General features: G+C 70.5%; 14 protein-coding genes. 7 read left to right on the forward strand and 7 right to left on the reverse strand.

Annotation, left to right across the window (positions count from 1 at the left end):
- Positions 1-19 precede the first annotated feature (19 nt).
- From ACN27F_RS17835 to ACN27F_RS17845, 3 genes are read left to right on the forward strand one after another with little or no spacing between them, the layout of a single operon-like run.
- On the forward strand, positions 20-1,702 hold the full coding sequence (locus ACN27F_RS17835; RefSeq protein ID WP_421434764.1) for a right-handed parallel beta-helix repeat-containing protein: 1,683 nt from the start codon (positions 20-22) through the stop codon (positions 1,700-1,702).
- Positions 1,699-3,240 (forward strand): type VII secretion protein EccE, encoded by a 1,542-nt coding sequence (eccE, locus tag ACN27F_RS17840; RefSeq protein WP_421434766.1) that lies wholly within the window; start codon positions 1,699-1,701, stop codon positions 3,238-3,240. The genes ACN27F_RS17835 and eccE overlap by 4 nt, the downstream gene beginning before the upstream one ends.
- A gap of 19 nt (positions 3,241-3,259) precedes the next feature.
- A complete protein-coding gene (locus ACN27F_RS17845; RefSeq protein WP_421434768.1) occupies positions 3,260-3,949 on the forward strand; it encodes a hypothetical protein in 690 nt (229 codons plus the stop codon).
- 29 nt (positions 3,950-3,978) lie between these two features.
- On the opposite strand, the gene ACN27F_RS17850 is transcribed toward ACN27F_RS17845, so the two are convergent.
- A complete protein-coding gene (locus ACN27F_RS17850; RefSeq protein ID WP_421434770.1) occupies positions 3,979-5,265 on the reverse strand; it encodes an erythromycin esterase family protein in 1,287 nt (428 codons plus the stop codon).
- A gap of 105 nt (positions 5,266-5,370) precedes the next feature.
- On the opposite strand from ACN27F_RS17850, the gene ACN27F_RS17855 reads away from it, so the two are divergent.
- Positions 5,371-6,573: a hypothetical protein gene (locus ACN27F_RS17855; RefSeq protein ID WP_421434772.1), complete on the forward strand. Its 1,203-nt coding sequence runs from the start codon at positions 5,371-5,373 to the stop codon at positions 6,571-6,573.
- 7 nt (positions 6,574-6,580) lie between these two features.
- Here the strand turns inward: ACN27F_RS17855 and ACN27F_RS17860 are convergent, their stop codons facing one another.
- Complete coding sequence (locus ACN27F_RS17860) at positions 6,581-7,402, reverse strand: CPBP family intramembrane glutamic endopeptidase (RefSeq protein WP_421440280.1); 822 nt, start codon at positions 7,400-7,402, stop codon at positions 6,581-6,583.
- Between the two features lie 187 nt (positions 7,403-7,589).
- On the opposite strand from ACN27F_RS17860, the gene ACN27F_RS17865 reads away from it, so the two are divergent.
- Positions 7,590-8,705, forward strand: a complete 1,116-nt coding sequence (locus ACN27F_RS17865) for a globin domain-containing protein (protein WP_421434774.1) — start codon at positions 7,590-7,592, stop codon at positions 8,703-8,705.
- On the opposite strand, the gene ACN27F_RS17870 is transcribed toward ACN27F_RS17865, so the two are convergent.
- Complete coding sequence (locus ACN27F_RS17870; protein WP_421434776.1) at positions 8,681-10,276, reverse strand: peptide deformylase; 1,596 nt, start codon at positions 10,274-10,276, stop codon at positions 8,681-8,683. The genes ACN27F_RS17865 and ACN27F_RS17870 overlap by 25 nt on opposite strands.
- A 357-nt stretch (positions 10,277-10,633) precedes the next feature.
- On the opposite strand from ACN27F_RS17870, the gene ACN27F_RS17875 reads away from it, so the two are divergent.
- Positions 10,634-11,452, forward strand: coding sequence for a hypothetical protein (locus ACN27F_RS17875; RefSeq protein WP_421440282.1), 819 nt, complete (start codon positions 10,634-10,636; stop codon positions 11,450-11,452).
- A gap of 98 nt (positions 11,453-11,550) precedes the next feature.
- Here the strand turns inward: ACN27F_RS17875 and ACN27F_RS17880 are convergent, their stop codons facing one another.
- From ACN27F_RS17880 to ACN27F_RS17890, 3 genes are all read right to left on the reverse strand, one after another.
- The gene (locus ACN27F_RS17880) at positions 11,551-12,093 is read right to left on the reverse strand and encodes a YbhB/YbcL family Raf kinase inhibitor-like protein (protein ID WP_421434778.1); all 543 of its coding nucleotides are present in this window, start codon (positions 12,091-12,093) and stop codon (positions 11,551-11,553) included.
- 86 nt (positions 12,094-12,179) lie between these two features.
- The gene (locus ACN27F_RS17885; protein ID WP_421434780.1) at positions 12,180-14,405 is read right to left on the reverse strand and encodes an MMPL family transporter; all 2,226 of its coding nucleotides are present in this window, start codon (positions 14,403-14,405) and stop codon (positions 12,180-12,182) included.
- Between the two features lie 53 nt (positions 14,406-14,458).
- Positions 14,459-15,052 (reverse strand): TetR/AcrR family transcriptional regulator, encoded by a 594-nt coding sequence (locus ACN27F_RS17890; protein WP_421434782.1) that lies wholly within the window; start codon positions 15,050-15,052, stop codon positions 14,459-14,461.
- Positions 15,053-15,391: 339 nt separating this feature from the next.
- Between ACN27F_RS17890 and ACN27F_RS17895 the strand changes: the two genes are divergently transcribed.
- On the forward strand, positions 15,392-15,733 hold the full coding sequence (locus ACN27F_RS17895) for a hypothetical protein (RefSeq protein WP_421434784.1): 342 nt from the start codon (positions 15,392-15,394) through the stop codon (positions 15,731-15,733).
- Between the two features lie 18 nt (positions 15,734-15,751).
- Here the strand turns inward: ACN27F_RS17895 and ACN27F_RS17900 are convergent, their stop codons facing one another.
- Positions 15,752-16,588, reverse strand: a complete 837-nt coding sequence (locus ACN27F_RS17900) for a G5 domain-containing protein (RefSeq protein ID WP_421434785.1) — start codon at positions 16,586-16,588, stop codon at positions 15,752-15,754.
- Between the last annotated feature and the right edge of the window lie 175 nt (positions 16,589-16,763).

The raw sequence follows: 16,763 nt of genomic DNA on the forward strand, positions 1-16,763 counted from the left end.
CCCGTTCGAAGCCGGAGCCATGACGCGCACCCTTCCGGTCTCCCCGGACCAGCCTGGCGCCTATTCGTCGATCGGTGACGCGCTCGCGGCGGCCCCGGACGGTGCTGTCGTCGCGGTCGGTCCGGGCACCTACTACGAGGCGTTGTTCGTCAACGACCGGCGGGTCACCGTGGTTGCCGCGCAGGGGCCGGACACGGTCACCGTGGACGCCTCGGGCGGTAGCTATCCGACGGTCGCCGCCAACGGCGGTGCGGTCGACCTGCGCGATCTGGTGCTGCGTTCAGGTGACGCGCCGACGATCGCGGTGGACCGGGCTACGTTGACCATGACCGGTTGCCGGCTGCACGCCGGCTTCGGGGCCGGCATCAGCGTCGGTAGCCGGTCGACCTTCTCGCTGACCCGCTGCACCGTACGGGGCGCACGGCACGGACTGGTGGTGGAGGACGCCGACGGGACTGTGGACGGCTGCGAGTTCGTCGACCTCGCCGAGGACGGCATCATCGTCCGGATGGGCGCGACGCCGATCATCCGCGCGAGCACCATCACCGGCTGCGGCGGCCGAGGCGTCTACATCTACCAGTACGGCAAGCCGATATTGGAGACCTGCGAGATATCCCAGACCGCCGGCGCCGGTGTCGCGGTCGTGCACCAGAGCGCACCGGTGCTGCGTCGCTGCCGGATCCGCGACACCCGTGGTCCGGCGGTGTCGTTCGGCCGTGGGTGTGGCGGATCCGTCGAGGAGTGCACCACCGAGAACACCGCCGTGCCGGCGATCGACGTCGCGCCGGGCGCGGACCCGACGATCAGCACGGCCCCGGCCGGCAACCGGGCCGTCTACGGAGCGGCCGCCGCCCAGTCCGCCCGTGGCGGGCAGGATCAGGCCCGCGCCGACGAGTTGCTGGCCGACCTAAACGCGATGGTCGGCCTCGAAAGCGTCAAGGACGAGGTCCGCGCGCTGATCGACGAGATTCAGGTCAACGAGTGGCGACGCGGGGCCGGGCTGCCGGTGAGCGCGGTCAGCCACCATCTGATCTTCGCCGGGGCACCGGGGACCGGTAAGACGACGGTGGCCCGGATCTACGGCGAGTTGCTGGCCGCGCTGGGTGCCCTGCCCGGTGGGCCGTTCCGTGAGGTGTCCCGCCGGGACCTGGTCGGCCAGTACCTCGGGCACACCGCGGAGAAGACCGCAGCGGTGTTCGAGCAGGCCACCGGCGGGGTGCTGTTCATCGACGAGGCGTACACCCTGTCCCGGTCGTTCGGCAGCGGTGGCGACTTCGGCCAGGAAGCGATCGACACTCTGGTGAAGCTGATGGAGGACCACCGGGACGAGATTGCCGTCATCGCCGCCGGCTACACCGGGGAGATGGCGCAGTTCCTGGCCGCCAACCCGGGGCTGGCGTCCCGGTTCGCCAAGACGATCGAGTTCGGCAACTACTCGCCGCAGCAACTGGTGGTGATCATCGAACGGATGGCGGCAGCCGACGAATACCTGCTGGCCCACGGCGTGCCGGACGTACTGCTGCAGCACTTCTCGGTCCTGCCCCGGGACGAGAACTTCGGCAACGCGCGCGAGGCCCGCAAGCTCTTCGAGGGCGTACGCAAGGCGCAGGCGCAGCGGCTACGCCAGTCCGGACAGCGTCCCAGCCTCGACGAGCTGAGAACGGTCACCGAGGCTGACGTACGTACCGCCACGAGTCGATGACCATGGCCTCCGACCAGCAGCCCGCCGCCGACCCCCGCCGGCCCGTGGACTCCCACCCGGCTACCGCACCACCCGGGCAGCAGTCGGCGCAACCGCAGTGGCAGCCGGCGACGCAGCACCCGCTGCCGGCGCAGCGGCCGGCGCCGACGACGGCGCCCCCGCCGGTGCTCGGCGGCGCCGGACCCGCACCTGTCGCCGCAGCTGCAGCCGGTGCCCCGGCTGCAGCTGCGGCGGCGGATCGAGCGGCGGTCGCCGCCGGTCCGGATGCGGTCGGCCAGGCCGGTGCGGCGAGTGGTCGGGCCACCCTGACAAAAGCAGCCGCCGGTGCGGAGGTGGCCGCAGCCGCCGGTGCCCGCCGGATCCGCCCCCGCCGAATCCGGCCGAGCACCGGGCCGTTCACACTCGGTCAGCTCATCTACTGGCAGTTGGCGGCCGCCGCGGTGCTCGCCGCGTACCAGCACGGTCCGCTGGCCGCCCTGGTGACCGCGGCCGTGCTGGTCCCGTTGGTGGCGCCGACCGTGATCCGACTACGCGGACGCTGGCTCCACCAATGGTTGTCGGTATGGCTGCGCTACCGGTCACGCAGCCGCCGGCTGCCAGCAGGCGGCGGCAACCGGGCCGCGGAGCTGCTGCGGTTCGTCGAGCCGAGCGTGACGGTCGGCACGATCGAGATCGGTGGACGCACCGTCGCGGCGGTCAGCCACCGCGGTGGGCTGTGCGCGGTGTTGGAACTCGACCCCGCCGACGGTTCGTTGTTCGTCGGTCCCGCGTCACGCCTTCCGTCACCGGTGAGCCTGCTGCCGTCGCCGGATCCCGGCGCACCGCCGGTCGCCGTCCAACTGCTGGTCCAGGTAGCCGCCGCGCCGCGGGCGAGCACCAACCGCGGGGTGGTGGAGCGGTCGTACCGCGAGCTCACCGGTGGCGACGTGCCGGCGCACCGCCGTGGCTGGCTGGTGATCCAGGTGTTGCGCACCGTGGACGGATACGCCGACACGACGCTACGGCCGGTGCTGGCCTCGGCGGTACGGCGTACCCGGCGTCAGCTGAAGCAGGATCGCGTCGCGGCCCGCACGCTCGGACCGGACGACCTGTTCACCGCCATCGGCTACCTCGCGCAACTGCCGGGTCAGCTCGACACTGGAAACCTGTACGGCACCGCCGCCAATCGGACGGTGGCGCACGAGACCTGGCAGGCGTGGTGGAGCGGCGCGACCCCGCAGATCTGCCGTCGGCTGCTGCGTTGGCCGCAACTGCCCTGGCAGCTCGACGACGTGCTGAGCAGGTTGCCGATGGTCAGCACCGTGGTGTCCATAGCGGTGGCCCGGGAGCCGGGCCATCCGGCGGCGCCGGCGGGCAGCGGTGCGGTGACGGTGTCCGCGGCGGTCCGGCTCACCGCCGGTGACCTGGCTACCGTGACCAACGGAGATCAGGTGCTGACCAACGCGGTACGCGAAAGCGGCGGGCTGACCGAGCGGATCGACGGTGAGCACGTCCACGGCCTGGCCGTCACCCTGCCGCTCGGCGGCCTTCTGCCGTGACCCACCGGAGGATGCCGCGATGACCGGGCCGCTGTCGATGCCGCCGGTCGCCGGCCTGCACACCGCCGAGCCCGACGCGCTGGACGACGTACGGCTGCGAGCGGGCGGCGACGGGCTGGTCGTCGGGCGCAACCGCCAAGGTGGACCGGTCACGGTGCGGATGTTCCGTCCCGAACCGACCCGGATGCTGCTGGTCGGCGGATTGCGCTGCGCCCAGTTGCTGGCGTTGCGAGCGATGGCGCTCGGCGCACGCCTGTTCGTCCAGACCGCCCGCGAGCCGGACTGGCACGGGTTCCTGCACCAGTGCGGGCTGAGTCGGGAAGTCGCCTCGTTCCTTTCACCGGGCGACGAACCGGCGGTAGCGCCGGCACCGGCACAGCCGCAACTGGTGGTGGTCGACACCGGGCCGTCGATGACGCCGGCCGCGGAGGGCGGCGTGCCGTGGCGGACCACCCTGGTGGTACGCAACGATCTGGGCAGTTGGGACCTTGACCCGCTGGTCCGCAGCGATTTGGTGGTGCTGCAGCGGCTGACCACCGCCGAGGCGGCGCTGGCCGCGTCCGCGCTGGGATTCACCGAAGCGCAGAGCTGGCTGTCGCGAATCCATCCGGAAATGGTCGGGTTGGTCAGCCAGGGCCGGCTGCAGTGGGTGCTGCTGCATCCGACGTCGATGGAGACGGCCGTGCTCGGGCCGGTCGGCCGCACCTGAGATCCCGCACGGGTCAGATCCCGGACAGGTCAGATCCCGGACGGAAAGGTCTCCGGTTCCCGCAACTCGACATGCGGGGTACGCAGCGGGCGTACGCCACGGCTGCGGTCGAACCAGCAGAAGGCGTCGTACCGTTCGCCGAGAACTGTCGGCACGTAGTTGCCCCGTCGTTCCCACTGGGGCTGATAGACCACACCGATCGCCCGGTGATCCAGCTCGTCGGTGAGCAGGTGGGAGCGCCTGTCAGGTGGGAAGACGAACAGCGCTTCGGCGGGAGCGGCGGCGGCGAGCACGGATTCCAGGGCACCGGGCCGTGCCGGGGGTACGGACATCAACTGCATCGGTGCGCCCCACGCGGCCCCGGCGACCACGGTGCCCTGGTTGGTCCCGAAGCCGACGAGAAGGACCTGTTCGCGCCCGTACCGCTCGCGGGCGAGCTGCCCGATGTTGATCTCGCCGAGGTCGGTCATGTCGGTCGCCCGTGCGTCACCGACATGGGTGTTGTGCGCCCAGACCACCGCCTTCGCCTCGGCACCGTAGTGGTTGAGGAGCCGATCCAGCGTGTCGTGCATGTGCCGATCGCGCACGTTCCAGGACAGTCGGCCGCCACTGACCAGCGCCCGGTAGTAGCGCTCGGCGCCGGCCACCACCTCGGCGTTCTGCCAGGCGCCGAAGCTGCCCGCGCCGTCTGCGACAGCCTGCTGGCGCAGCCGGATCAGCAGCTCGACCACCTCCGCCTCACACCCCGCCGGCACCAGCCGCAGGGCGGTGGCGTAATCCTGCGGGTCCTCGCCGTACGGTTCGAAGCACTGGTACGCGGCCAGCGCTGACGGCACCTGGTCTGGACGATGTTCGTGCAGGTAGACCAGGATCTCTCGGAGGGATTCCCAGAGCGAGTAGACGTCCAGGCCGTGGAAGCCGACGCGGGCCGCCTCGGTGACCGAGTCGTTGTGCCGGCGCAGCCACCGGCAGAAGTCGACCACCTCGTCGTTCGCCCACATCCAGGTCGGCCATCGCTCGAAGGTGCTCAGCGCGTCGCGCGGGTCCAGCGGCGCGTCGAGACGGCCTCGTACGCTGCGGTCGACCCGGTCGCAGTCGGGCCAGTCGCCTTCGACGGCGACGAAGGAGAACCCGTGTTCGGTGATGAGGCGACGGGTGATGGTCGCTCGCCAGCCGTAGAACTCGTGCGTGCCGTGACTCGCCTCGCCCAGCATCACCACTCGCGCGGTGGCGGCCCGCTCGATCAGCGGGTCGAGATCGTCCGCACCGACCAGGGGATTGGCGAGGGCTGCGACGTCAGCGGCATAGCGGGCCACCTGCCCGGCGTACCCGCTGGTCGTTGCCGCAAACGCCGGACGGGTACGCCTGGTGGCGGTTGTCGGGCGGGTGTCGCTGGCGGGTTCGGGATAGGCTGCCTGAGCATGGGAGAGCAGTCGCCTGCCGCAGAGCCCGGACGTCGGCGTGCCCCACGGGCGCGGTCGCCGAAGGCCGACTTCACCCCGGCAGCCGAGTCGGCGACGGACGAACCGGCGTCGGACAAGCCGGCCACCGCCGGCCGGTCGCCGAGCCGGCGAAACCCGACGCACATCGCCCCGGTGCTGTTCCAGCCGCCGGCCACGATGCCCGTGCCACCGGCACCCGAGGTGCCGAAGCCAAAGACACCAACGCCGGTGACATCGACACCCGGAACATCGACACCCGAGACGGGCGCGTCTGAGCCAGGCGCGCCCGCCGCCAGGGTGACGGCGGCGAAGAAGGCCGCGAAGAAGGCGGCGAAGAAAACGGCACCCGCCAAGAAGACGGCACCGGCCAAGGCGAAGAAGACGGCGGCGAAGAAGACGCCTCCGGAATCAGCCGCACGGGCTGAACCGGTGGCAGCGCTGGAACCGGTGGCAGCGCCGGAACCGCCAGCAGCGCCGGAACCGGTGGCAGCGGTGTCGGCCCAGCCCGACCGGTCCATGACGCCCCGACGCGTGCTGCCGGCGCTGCTGGCGCGGCCGGAGTACGCCCCGGAACTGCTCGCGCTGACCGCCGTCGACCACCTGGGCCCGGCCGCCCAGGACTGGGCGGCCCGGATGCGGGTCGGCTATCCGGCCGCCAGCGACGACGCCCTGGCCCGGCTGGCGGCCCGCCGGTTCGTCCGGCTCGCCGGTGCCGGTGCAGCGGCGTCCACGGCGGCCGGCCTGCTCGGCCCGGTGTTCGAAGTCGCCACTGTCGGCTGGACGCAGGCAGCTCTCGTCCTGCACGTGGCCGCCGCGTACCGCGTCGATCCGACCGACCAGCGGCGGGCGGCGGAACTGCTGGCGCTGACCCTCGTGCATCCAGATATCGAGGTAGCGCAGGCAGCGCTCGGCGCGGCCCGCCAGCCCGCCGGTGCCGGCAGCGACGTACCGCACGGATCCGATCAGCGGGATCCCCTGCTCCGCGCCGCTGACGTGGCCCAGCGCATGGTGCAACTGTTCGCCGGGGCGGCGGGCTCGACCGGAGGTTGGGGGCTGCTGCGTTTGCCGGCCAGACTGTTGCCCGGAGCCCGCGCACTGGTCGCCACGGCCGGTGACACGCTGCTGCTGGAGCGACTGGCTGCCCGCGCGACCACCCACTACCGCACCGTGGCAGCGGGTTGACGCCACCTCACAGCCAGCCGAACCAGTCTCTCGGCAGCAGCGCGTAGCCGACGAAGGCCACGATGTCGAGCAGCGCATGCGCGACGATCAGCGGCATCACCCGTCGGGTCCGCAGGAAGAACAGCGACAGCACCACACCCATGATCACGTTGCCGACGAACGCCCCGAATCCTTGATACAGGTGGTAGGTGCCGCGCAGCAGGCAGCTCGCGGCGACCACCGCGCCGATCCGCCAGCCCAGCTGGCGCAACCGGGTCATCAGGTAGCCGACCACGATCACCTCTTCGAGGATCGCGTTCTGCGCCGCCGCCAGGATCAGCACCGGCACGGTCCACCACAGATCCGGTAACGCGGCGGGGACCACGCTCGCGTTGAGACCGAGCAGCGCGGCAGCCCAGAACAACCCGAGCCCCGGCAGGCCGATCGCGGCGGCCAGCGCCGCACCCCAGCCCAGGTCCCGCAGCGGGGAGCGGGCATCGAGCCCGAGCCGGGCCCGGGCGTTCATGGCATCGCCGCTGAACCCGCCACCACCGTCGGCGTCCGCCTCGTCACGGTTCAACCGCTCGTCACGGTTCAACAGATGGACGGCGAGCAGCACCGGAACCACCGCGAAGAAGATGCCGAGCAGTTGGTACGTAAGGTCGAGCCAGGGCCGGGCCGACTGGGACGGGTTGAGTGTCGCCGTCTGCTGGGACAGCGGACGGTCGGCGGTCAGCCGCGCCACGATCGTGACCAGCGCGTACACGGCCGACTGGCCGAGTGACAGACCGAGAACCAGCAGCACCTCGGCACGCAACAACCGCGGCGCCGGCGATGCCGGTCGGGCCACCGGCGGTGTCGGCGGCGATGGCGGCGATGGCGGTCCAGCGAGATCAACCGTCACCGGACCACTGTGCCGCAGCGGCTGCGCTCGGGCAATGTCGCACAATCTGTGCGGCGATCCGCTACGAAGAGTGCTCACTCTGGGACTCACCGATACGACAGCAGCGACGGCACGGTGACGGAGACGAGTCCAGATGAGCAACCTCGCGCAGTTGTTGAAAGAAAGCTGGGTCCTGGTCGAGGAGGAACACGACCAGGTGGCCGGCTATCTCTACGCCCGGATGTTCCTCTCCGAGCCGAGCCTGCGCCAGCTCTTTCCGGTGCACATGGACGGCCAGCGCCACCGTCTGATCGAGGCCGTCGTCGCCGCCGTCGGGTCGATCGACGATCCGGAGCAGTTCGCCGGCTACCTGCAGTCGCTGGGGCGGGCACATCGCAAGTTCCAGGTGCAGCCCGCGTACTACTCGATCTTCGCCACTTCCTTCGTCGCCGCCCTGCGGACGGTCGCCGGCGACCGCTGGACCATCGAGTACGACCAGGCCTGGGCCGACGCCCTCGACCTGCTCACCACCAACATGATCACCGGTGCGCGCAGCGATCCCGAGCCGGCGTTCTGGCACGCCGAGGTGCTCAGCCACGAACGCCGGGGCCCGGACGTCGCCGTACTGACCTGCCGGCCGCTGCAGTATCCGCTGGAGTACCAGGCTGGGCAGTACGTGAGTGTGGAAGCACCGCGATACGCGCCCCGGTCGTGGCGCACCTATTCGATCGCCAACGCGCCCCGGCCGGACAACGTGCTGGAGTTCCACGTCCGGGCGGCCGTCGGCGGCTGGGTGTCGAGCGCCCTGGTACGCCGGGTACGCCCCGGCGACCTGCTGCGCGTCGCCGCGCCGATGGGCACCATGGTGCTGGACCGCGACTCGCCCCGGGACATCGTCTGCCTGGCCGGCGGGATCGGCTTCGCTCCGGTCAAGGCGCTGATCGACGAACTGACCCGGTTCAACCGCAGCCGCTGGGTGCACGTCTATCTCGGCGGTCGTAGCCGCGACGACCTCTACGACCTGTCGCAGCTCAAGCAGCTCGCCACCGGCTACCCCTGGCTGAACGTGGTGCCGTGCTGCACCGACGACCCGACATGGAGCGGTGAGCACGGCACCGTGCCGGAGGTCCTGGCCCGTTACGGACCCTGGAACGAACACGACTTCTTCGTCTCCGGCTCCGCCGGCATGGTGCGCTCCAGCCTGCGCGCGTTGGCCGGACTCGACGTGCCGGCGGAGCGGATCCGCTACGACAGCTTCGGTGAGGTGTGACCCGACACGGGATTCAGGCCCAGGTAGATCCAGGGGTGGCCGCTCCCGCCGTACTCCTCGACCGGCACCAACGCCGCGCCGGGCGGCATACGGTCCACGTAGAGCCGACCCTCCAGGTGGTCGATCTCATGCGCGACCAGCCGGGCCATCGCCCGGTCGAACGAGGTGATCATCCGCCCGCCGGCCAGCCCGGTGTGCTCCACGTCGATGCGTAGCGGGCGGGGGACGCTACCGCGGACGTCGAAGAACGACAGACATCCTTCGTACTGCTGATCGGTCTCCCGGGCGGCGGCGACGACGCGTGGATTGAGCAGTACGACCGGACCGAGTCCCGGATCGGGCGGCCGGACCACCGCCGCGGCCCACGGGAGTCCGATCTGCGGCGCGGCGAGCCCCAACCCCTTGCTGAACGGATGCAGCTGATCCAACCGGGCCAGGACCGTCCGCAGCCGCGCGATCGTGTCCAACGCGATCGCCTCGTCGGAGGGCAGGTCGAACGGCCGCGCCGGCTGGCGCAGGATCGCGGCCCCGCGCTGCACGATCCCGAGCGCCCGCAACCGCCCGCTGTCGGCTACCGGACCGGTGGCAACGGCCGCGCCGCCGCAACCGGGCGTGCCGGTGTCCTCGGGGTCGCGCGGGCCACGTCGGAAGCGCCACTCCAGCCGGTAGCGGGCGTTGAGCGGTGGCACCTCGGTGGACCACTCCAGCGCGGTACGACCGTCGACGTCCTGGCGGCGCAGCGGGGTACGCAGCGGGGCGTCCTCCGCTGACAGGGAGGTCTCCACCCCCCACACCTGCGGATCGAGGGTGGTGGGAAAATCCAGCCGTACGGTGAGCCGTCGGGTGGGAAGCCGAACGGCACGCTGGAACCACTGCCCCCATTTCTCCTGTCCCACCCGATATGTGTACTCAATCGTGGTCCGCTGCCCGGGATAGAGCGGGAAGCGGCCCTGCGAATTCTCGAACAGCAGCCAGACTTCCTTGGCGGCGTCCCGGTCGTGCTTGGCTCGCCAGAGCATCGGTTCGAGGTGTCCGGTACCGCCGCAGGCGGCGTCCAGGTCCAACTCGGCGAAGGTCAGCGGGTGGTCGTGATGGTGCCGGTTGGAGCGCTGCGGATCGTCGGGGTAGCGGTCCACCGCGATCCGGACCGGATAACGGGTCACCGGCTCGGTGCCGGCGTTGTAGAGCGCACGCCGGATCGCGCAGTGGTAGAAGCCGTCCCGGTAGCTCAGGACGGCCGTCTCCTGCTCGACGATGAGCCCGGTGCCGGGTACCTGCCACTGTTCGGCGACCGCCGCGTCCCGTGCCGGCGTCACGGTCCGGCTGGCGCGCAGGTCGTCGTACTCCTGGAAACGTTGCCAGATCGCACCCCCGGCGCCGAGCACGGCTTCGGCCCGGCGGGCGAAGTCCTCGGTCGGGCGGTGCCTGCGCCCTTCGACGTGGCTGATGTACGACGGGTCGAAGCCCATCCTGGCAGCCAACTGCTTCTTGGTCATCGCCCGGTCCACGCGCCACTGGGCGAGTTCGGCCGCGAAGGTGTCCGCGGCACGGTCGATGGGCGAGCTGGTCATCGCGATTCGTCCCCTCAGGCGGAACTTCAGTCTGCTTTCTGACCGCAACGGCGGACCAGCAATGGCGCGTTGCCGACACATGCCTTGACAAGGCTTGACCGCTTCAGCTCTTCGCACCACACCGGTCACCGAAAGTCACGGTCTGGCTTCCATCGGGCGAGGTTTGTCAGAACCCTGGTTAGGCTAGCCTTAGTGGTCTAGGGTGTTGATTCGTCAGGCACCCCCGGAAGGATCGTCCAGCACAGTGGGAGAGACCGAGGTGACAGCGTTGTGCCAGGAGCAGCACCGGCCGCAGATCCGCCGGTACGCCGCCTCCTACGCAATCGCGACGACTCAGACGAACGGTCACGCATCGTGATCACGGCGATCGGTCACCGCTCATCCGCCGCCACGCCGCTGGCTCCGATCACCGCGACGTTGCGGGCCACCTTCGGCACCGATGAGCTGCCGGGTCTGCACGCCGGCCTGGTGGTGCGCGACGAGGCCGGCTGGCTGCCGGCCACCGCGCTGATCGATGGCGGTGCACTGGCCGGCCTGCTCGCCTCGGCCGCGGGTCGTTGGCAGGCCAAGCGCCACGCCGCCGCCGCGCTGGCCTGGAAGGCGTACAGCTACTGGGTCGCGTTACCGGTCGCGCTCGGCTGGGCATCGGCCCGGCGGGTGCCGCTGCTGCGGGCGAGCGACGTGCTGGTGCGGCTGGACGAGGCCGGCCCGTTGGTCGACATCGGCCTGCGCCGGGGTACGACGGTGGCCGTCCTGCCCAGCGATCCGCTGGCCACGGCCGGGCTGTCGGAGGTGCTGGTCGCACCGGACGAGGCGACGCTGCTCGACCTCATCCGGGTATCGCTGCTCGACCAGCATTTCACCCCGCTCCTGGACACGATTCACCGCCAGGTCAGGCTGAGCCCCCGCACGCTGCTCGGTTCGCTGTCCTCCGGCATCGCGTACGCCGTCCTGCAGGCCGCCGACGCGCTGCCCGGCTCCGCGACCGAGACCATCGGCGAGCTTCTGGCCGCCCTGGGCATCGCCGACCTGATCGAGTTGGTGCCCGACGCGGCGGGTGCGCTGTCCGTCCAGCGCAAGACCTGCTGCCTGGCCTTCACCCTGCCGGAGCCGAAGATCTGCACCGGCTGCTGCATCCGCCCCACCGCCACCACGCCCACCACCGTCCAGCCCTAGCCCAGCCCTAGCCCTCCGGCGATCTTGGACTTGTCGCGGAGTCTTGTCGCTCTTGTTCGTCGATATGCCCAAGATCGTCGGGGGTCTGGGCTGTCGGCTCAGCCGGGGTTCTGGAAGATGCCGGTCAGGGTCGCCCGGGCGAGCGTGTGGAAGGTCAGGTTGAACCCGACGTACGCCGCGCTCGCTTGTGGGCCGACGTCCAGCTTGTCCACGTCAAGGGCGTGCACCGCGAAGATGTACCGGTGCGGCCGGTCCCCCGACGGCGGCGCGGAGCCGTCGTAGCGGGCGTTGCCGAAGTCGTTGCGGACGCTGAACGCGCCCGGCGCCACCTTCTCCGGATCGGCACCGGCGCCCCGCGCCAGCTCGGTGACGGACGCGGGCAGGTTGAGCAGCAGCCAATGCCAGAAGCCGCAGCCGGTGGGCGCATCCGGGTCGTAGCAGGTGACCACGAAGCCCCGGGTCTCGGCCGGGAAGCCCGACCAGGACAGCTGCGGCGACAGGTTCTCGCCGCCGGCGCCCGTGAAGATGTGCGCCGTGGCCAGCGGTTCGCCCTCGGCGACATCGGTGCTGGTGAGGGTGAACGAGCCGACCGGCGGGAGCAGGTCGTACGGGTCGGGTGCGATAGGTCGGTCCAAACTCATGCCTGGCATCCTGCCGCACCCGGCGACACCGTGCAGCGCCCCGCGCCGGCTCACCTTGCGGCGTACCGACGCGGGGCGCTGTCGCATCAGGAACGGTCGGCCCCGGCGCCGACCAGTTCCGCCTCCCGCCGTGCGGCCAGCCGTGCCCGCAGCTGCTCGCCCTCGATGTCCACGTTGGGCATGATCCGACTCAGGAAGCGCGGCAGCCACCAGGCAGCCTTGCCGAGCAACGACATCACCGCCGGCACGATCGTCATCCGCACCACAAAGGCGTCGATCAGCACGCCGATCGCCAGTGCAAAGCCCATCGATTTGATGATCGGATCCTCGATCAGGACGAATCCACCGAAGACCGAGATCATGATCAACGCGGCGGCGATCACCACCCGGGCACCGTGTCCCATCCCGTTGATGGTCGCCTGCACCGCGGTGTCACCGTGGACGAAGTCCTCCCGCATCCGGGAGACCAGGAACACCTCGTAGTCCATCGCCAACCCGAACAGGATGCCGATCAGCAGAATCGGCAGGAAGCTGATCAGCGGTCGTGGAGTGTCCAAACCGACCAGGTCGGCGAACCAGCCCCACTGGAACACCGCGACGGTGATGCCGAACGCGGCCCCGACGGTGAGCAGGAAACCGGCGGCGGCCTTGACCGGCACCAGGATCGAGCGGAACACCAGCATCAGCAGCAGGATCGACAGGCCGACCACCAGCAGCAGGTAGACCGGCAGCGCGTCGGCGAGCTTGTCGGAGACGTCGATCCCGACCGCGGTGATTCCGGTCAGCGAGACCTCGGCGGAAGCGTCGTCGGTGTCAGGCGCCAACCCGAGTACGCCGATCTCGCCCCGGATCCGCTCGACGAGCTCCTCGGTTCCGGGCTCGGTGGGGCCGGTCGCCGGGATGACCGCCAGGATCGCGGTCCGGCCGTCCTGGCTGGGCTGGGGCGGAGCAACCATCAGCACCCCGTCCAGGCCCTGTACGGCACCCGTGACCTGGCCCGCGGCGGCGGTCGTGGCCTCCGCGGAGTCGCCCGCCACCACCATGATCAGCCGACCGTTGAATCCTGGCCCGAAGCCTTCGGTGATCAGGTCGGCGGCGGTCCGCTCGCTGCTGCCGATCGGTGCGGCGCTGGCGTCCTGCAGCGCGATCCGCATATCCGCGGCGGGGATCGCCAGCACACCGAGCCCGGCCACGCCCAGCACGATCACCGGAATCCGCAGCTTCACCATCAGCCGGGCCCAGCGGAAGCCGAAAGTCTCCTGGTTCTCGTGCGTGGTCGGCGCTTCGGCCGGCTCGGTGGCCCGCCGGCGACGGTGCAGCACCCGGCGGCCGGCGTACCCGAGCAGCGCCGGCTGCAGGGTGATGGCGACCAGGACGGCGACGCTCACCGTACCGGCGGCGGCCAGACCCATCACGGTGAGGAACGGGATCCCGACGACGGACAGCCCGGCGAGGGCGATGACGACCGTGGCTCCGGCGAACACCACGGCGGAGCCGGCGGTGGCGACGGCTCGGGCGGCGGCCTCCTCGGGTGCCAGCCCTTCGAGCATGTGCTGGCGGTGCCGGGAGGTGATGAACAGCGAATAGTCGATACCGACGGCCAGGCCGAGCATCAGGGCGAGCACCGGGGCGGTGGAGGTGAGGTTGATGGTGCTGCTCAGCGCGAACAGGCCGGCCATGCCGGCTCCGACGCCGATCAGCGCGTTCAGCATGGTCATGCCGGCGGCGACCAGCGAGCCGAAGGTGATGATCAGCACGACCAGGGCGATCGCGACACCGATACCCTCCTGGGAACCGATGTGCGGCTCGGTGGTCATCACCTCGCCGCCGTGGGCCACTTGGAAGCCCGCGTCGCGGGCCGGGTCACCGACCGCTTCGTACGCTTCCCGCGCCTCGTCGCTGACCTCGTCGTTCGGGTCCGCGAACTGGACGTTGATCAGGGCGTACCGCCCGTCGGGCGACACGCTGCCGGTCTGGAACGGGTCGAGCGCGCCGACCACGTCGGGGATCTCGTTCGCTTCGGCGACCACCTGGAGTACGGCGGCCTGGCCGGCCTCGGTGGTCAGTTGTTCGCCCTCGGGCGCCGCGATCACGATCGTCCCACCGGCACCGCTGGCCTGTGGGAACTGCTCCTGCAGCAGATCCATCGCCTGCTGCGACTCGGTGCCGGGGATACTGAAGTTGCTGGCGGTCGGCCCGCGGAAGGCGAGCGCGGCGACGCCGAGCGCGACCAGGGCAATCAGCCAGATCGATACGACCAGGTGTCGCTTGCGGAAAGCGGTCCGGCCGAGCCGGTAGAGCAAGGTGGCCATGCGGCATCCTCTGCGGTGTCGGGCGTGGCTTTTTCGGTCAGTTGTCGACCCGGTCAGTCGGCGACCGGGTCGGTTGTCGACCCGGTCGGCTGATCGTCGAGAGTCCGGTCGATGATCCGGGCGAGTATCGGACGCAGTTGCGCGTCGCTGAACTCGACCAGCTTGGAAGTGGCGGCGGAGACGCCGGCGAGCACGACCAGGGCGGCGACACAGGCGTGCGGCTGGCCGGATCGGCCGGCGAGCGCGGTCTGCAACCGGTCGACCATCTGTTGCAGGTCCTTGAAGGCCGGCTGGTGCAACACCTGCGGTATCTCGGCGTAGAGGAGCGCGATCTGCGGTCGGAACCGCAGGCACAGATCGACGAAACCGTCGACGGCGGTACGCCGGGCTGCCTCGTCGTCGAGGTCGGCGAGCCGCCGGTCGAGGTCGGCGAGGGCCGCCGTCGCCGGGCCCATCAGCGCGGCGAGGATCGCGTCCTTGCTGTCGAAGTGGTAGAGCAGAGAAGCCTTGGCGCAGCCCACCTCCGCCGCGATGTCCTGCAGCGAGGTGCCCCGGAACCCGACGGCCGCGAACCGCTGGGCCGCCACGTCGAGGATCTGCTCGCGTAGCTCGGCCCGGCCGCCGGCACCCCGGCTGGTCTGCGCCATCTGCTCACCTCCCCGTCGTGCGGTCCTGTCATCCGGCCCGGCCGGCGTCCCGCGACCCAGCCGTCCCGCGACCAAGGATGCCCGAGCCGGACCGCAGAGCCTGACCGATCGGTCAGAAGGTGAGACAGTTCACACGCAGTCGGCAGTCCCGGCATCCCCAGATGCCCGGATCAACCGCGGGCGATTGCGGTTTCCACGAAACTTCCATCGTCGCTTGCCGATCAATGGAAGCCGAGATTCGGCTTGATCCTCTCAGCACCGGTCGGAGCTCGCCGAAAAAATCATGTGCTGCTGGTTGACTGTCTGCCTCACAATCCGGGGTGACCTGAGGAGTGGACAATGGCCGATATCCAGAACAACCTCCAAGACACCGTTCGTCCGCGTACCGGCGATATCACTGAACCGCCACGGGGCCGGCCGCCGGTCGCCCTGCCGGACTGGATGCGCAACCCCGAACCGGCCAAGGTCACGATGGGTCGGCAGGTTACCGCAGCCGTACTGCGTCTGCCCGGCGGACCAATGGTCCGCCGGGCTTGGTGGCGCTGGCAGCGACGGCGGCGACTCCACCGCCGGTTCCCGATCCTCGTTCCGCTGGTCGCCATGCCGCTCGCCTTCATCGCGACCATGGCGCTGCTTTCCTTTGTCTACTGGTTGTTCGCCCGGATCTGGGCAACCCACTAAGGTTTCGCCGGTTGGTTGCTACTCGCAGCCGATCCCGTCGTTGTCATGGTCCAATCCGTAATCGTCCGGTCCGACCACCGTGACCGGCCCCTGGACGTACGCCGGACCGTTGCCGCTGCCGCCGGCACAGTCGACATCGCTGGCGATCGGCACGCAGGCGCCGGTGTAGCTGGGGTGGCACTGTTGAGCCACCTTGGTGCCCACCAGCACGACTTTGGTCACCGGCTGTCGGGTGACCTTCTCGCCGACCAGCCGCTTGGCGGTCTGCACCCCGTCGGTGTAGGTCACCTCGTACGTCAGGGTCTTGACGCCCGCGACACCGGCCGTCTTCACCTTCGTCTGGCCCTTGGCCAGGTTGGGATCGTTGACCCGCTTCTCCTGGAACGGAATCTGCCGCGTCTCGGTCACCGTCCGGGTCTCGATTTTCGGCTGACGGACCGTCGGTGCGGGCGCGGCAGTGCTGGGTCGCGGCGACGGGGCGGCGGTCGGGCTGGCCGAAGGCGAGGCGCTGGCCGAGGGCGTCGGGCTCGCTGCGGCTGAACTGGTCGGTGCGATGGTGGCGAGCTGCGCGGACTTGTCGCCGTCGGCGTCGCGCCCGCTGATCGTGGCGACGCTCTCGCTCGGCTCCGGGTCCGGCGCGACGAGGCTGGCCACCATGGTGCCCCCGCAGCAGAGCAGGACGAAGGTCGCCAGACCAGCGCCGAGATATGCGGCGGCCTTCTGGCCCGGACCGAGCCCGGCGCCAGGCCGGCGACCGGACCCTGGCGGGTGTGGGTGTGGGTGCGGCATCGGGGCATGCCCGATCTCGTACTGATGCGGGTGGGTCGCGTGGTGCGGCGGCTGCTGGTTGGTCACCGGGGAAGTGTGCTGCTGGACATCGACTCACGGCAGTGGTCGAAGGGTGCCAGTCGCCCGCTACCTGATGTATCCGCCCATCCGATCATCCTAAGTCACCCTCCGACCGAGGTCGGTCCAGGTCAGACGCTCCGGCATTGGCAGCCGACCGGAGAGCCAGCCACCGTGGCCCAAA

Origin of the sequence: Solwaraspora sp. WMMB335 (assembly GCF_049179075.1) — a bacterium.
GTDB lineage: Bacteria > Actinomycetota > Actinomycetes > Mycobacteriales > Micromonosporaceae > Micromonospora_E.

What these genes read in the sequence shown, in the direction of transcription:
- ACN27F_RS17835 (WP_421434764.1), top strand. Translation starts at nt 20, where the DNA reads ATGACGCGCACCCTTCCGGTCTCCCCGGACCAGCCTGGCGCCTATTCG.
- eccE (WP_421434766.1), top strand. Translation starts at nt 1,699, where the DNA reads ATGACCATGGCCTCCGACCAGCAGCCCGCCGCCGACCCCCGCCGGCCC.
- ACN27F_RS17845 (WP_421434768.1), top strand. Translation starts at nt 3,260, where the DNA reads ATGACCGGGCCGCTGTCGATGCCGCCGGTCGCCGGCCTGCACACCGCC.
- ACN27F_RS17855 (WP_421434772.1), top strand. Translation starts at nt 5,371, where the DNA reads ATGGGAGAGCAGTCGCCTGCCGCAGAGCCCGGACGTCGGCGTGCCCCA.
- ACN27F_RS17865 (WP_421434774.1), top strand. Translation starts at nt 7,590, where the DNA reads ATGAGCAACCTCGCGCAGTTGTTGAAAGAAAGCTGGGTCCTGGTCGAG.
- ACN27F_RS17870 (WP_421434776.1), bottom strand. Translation starts at nt 10,276, where the DNA reads ATGACCAGCTCGCCCATCGACCGTGCCGCGGACACCTTCGCGGCCGAA.
- ACN27F_RS17880 (WP_421434778.1), bottom strand. Translation starts at nt 12,093, where the DNA reads ATGAGTTTGGACCGACCTATCGCACCCGACCCGTACGACCTGCTCCCG.
- ACN27F_RS17885 (WP_421434780.1), bottom strand. Translation starts at nt 14,405, where the DNA reads ATGGCCACCTTGCTCTACCGGCTCGGCCGGACCGCTTTCCGCAAGCGA.
- ACN27F_RS17890 (WP_421434782.1), bottom strand. Translation starts at nt 15,052, where the DNA reads ATGGCGCAGACCAGCCGGGGTGCCGGCGGCCGGGCCGAGCTACGCGAG.
- ACN27F_RS17895 (WP_421434784.1), top strand. Translation starts at nt 15,392, where the DNA reads ATGGCCGATATCCAGAACAACCTCCAAGACACCGTTCGTCCGCGTACC.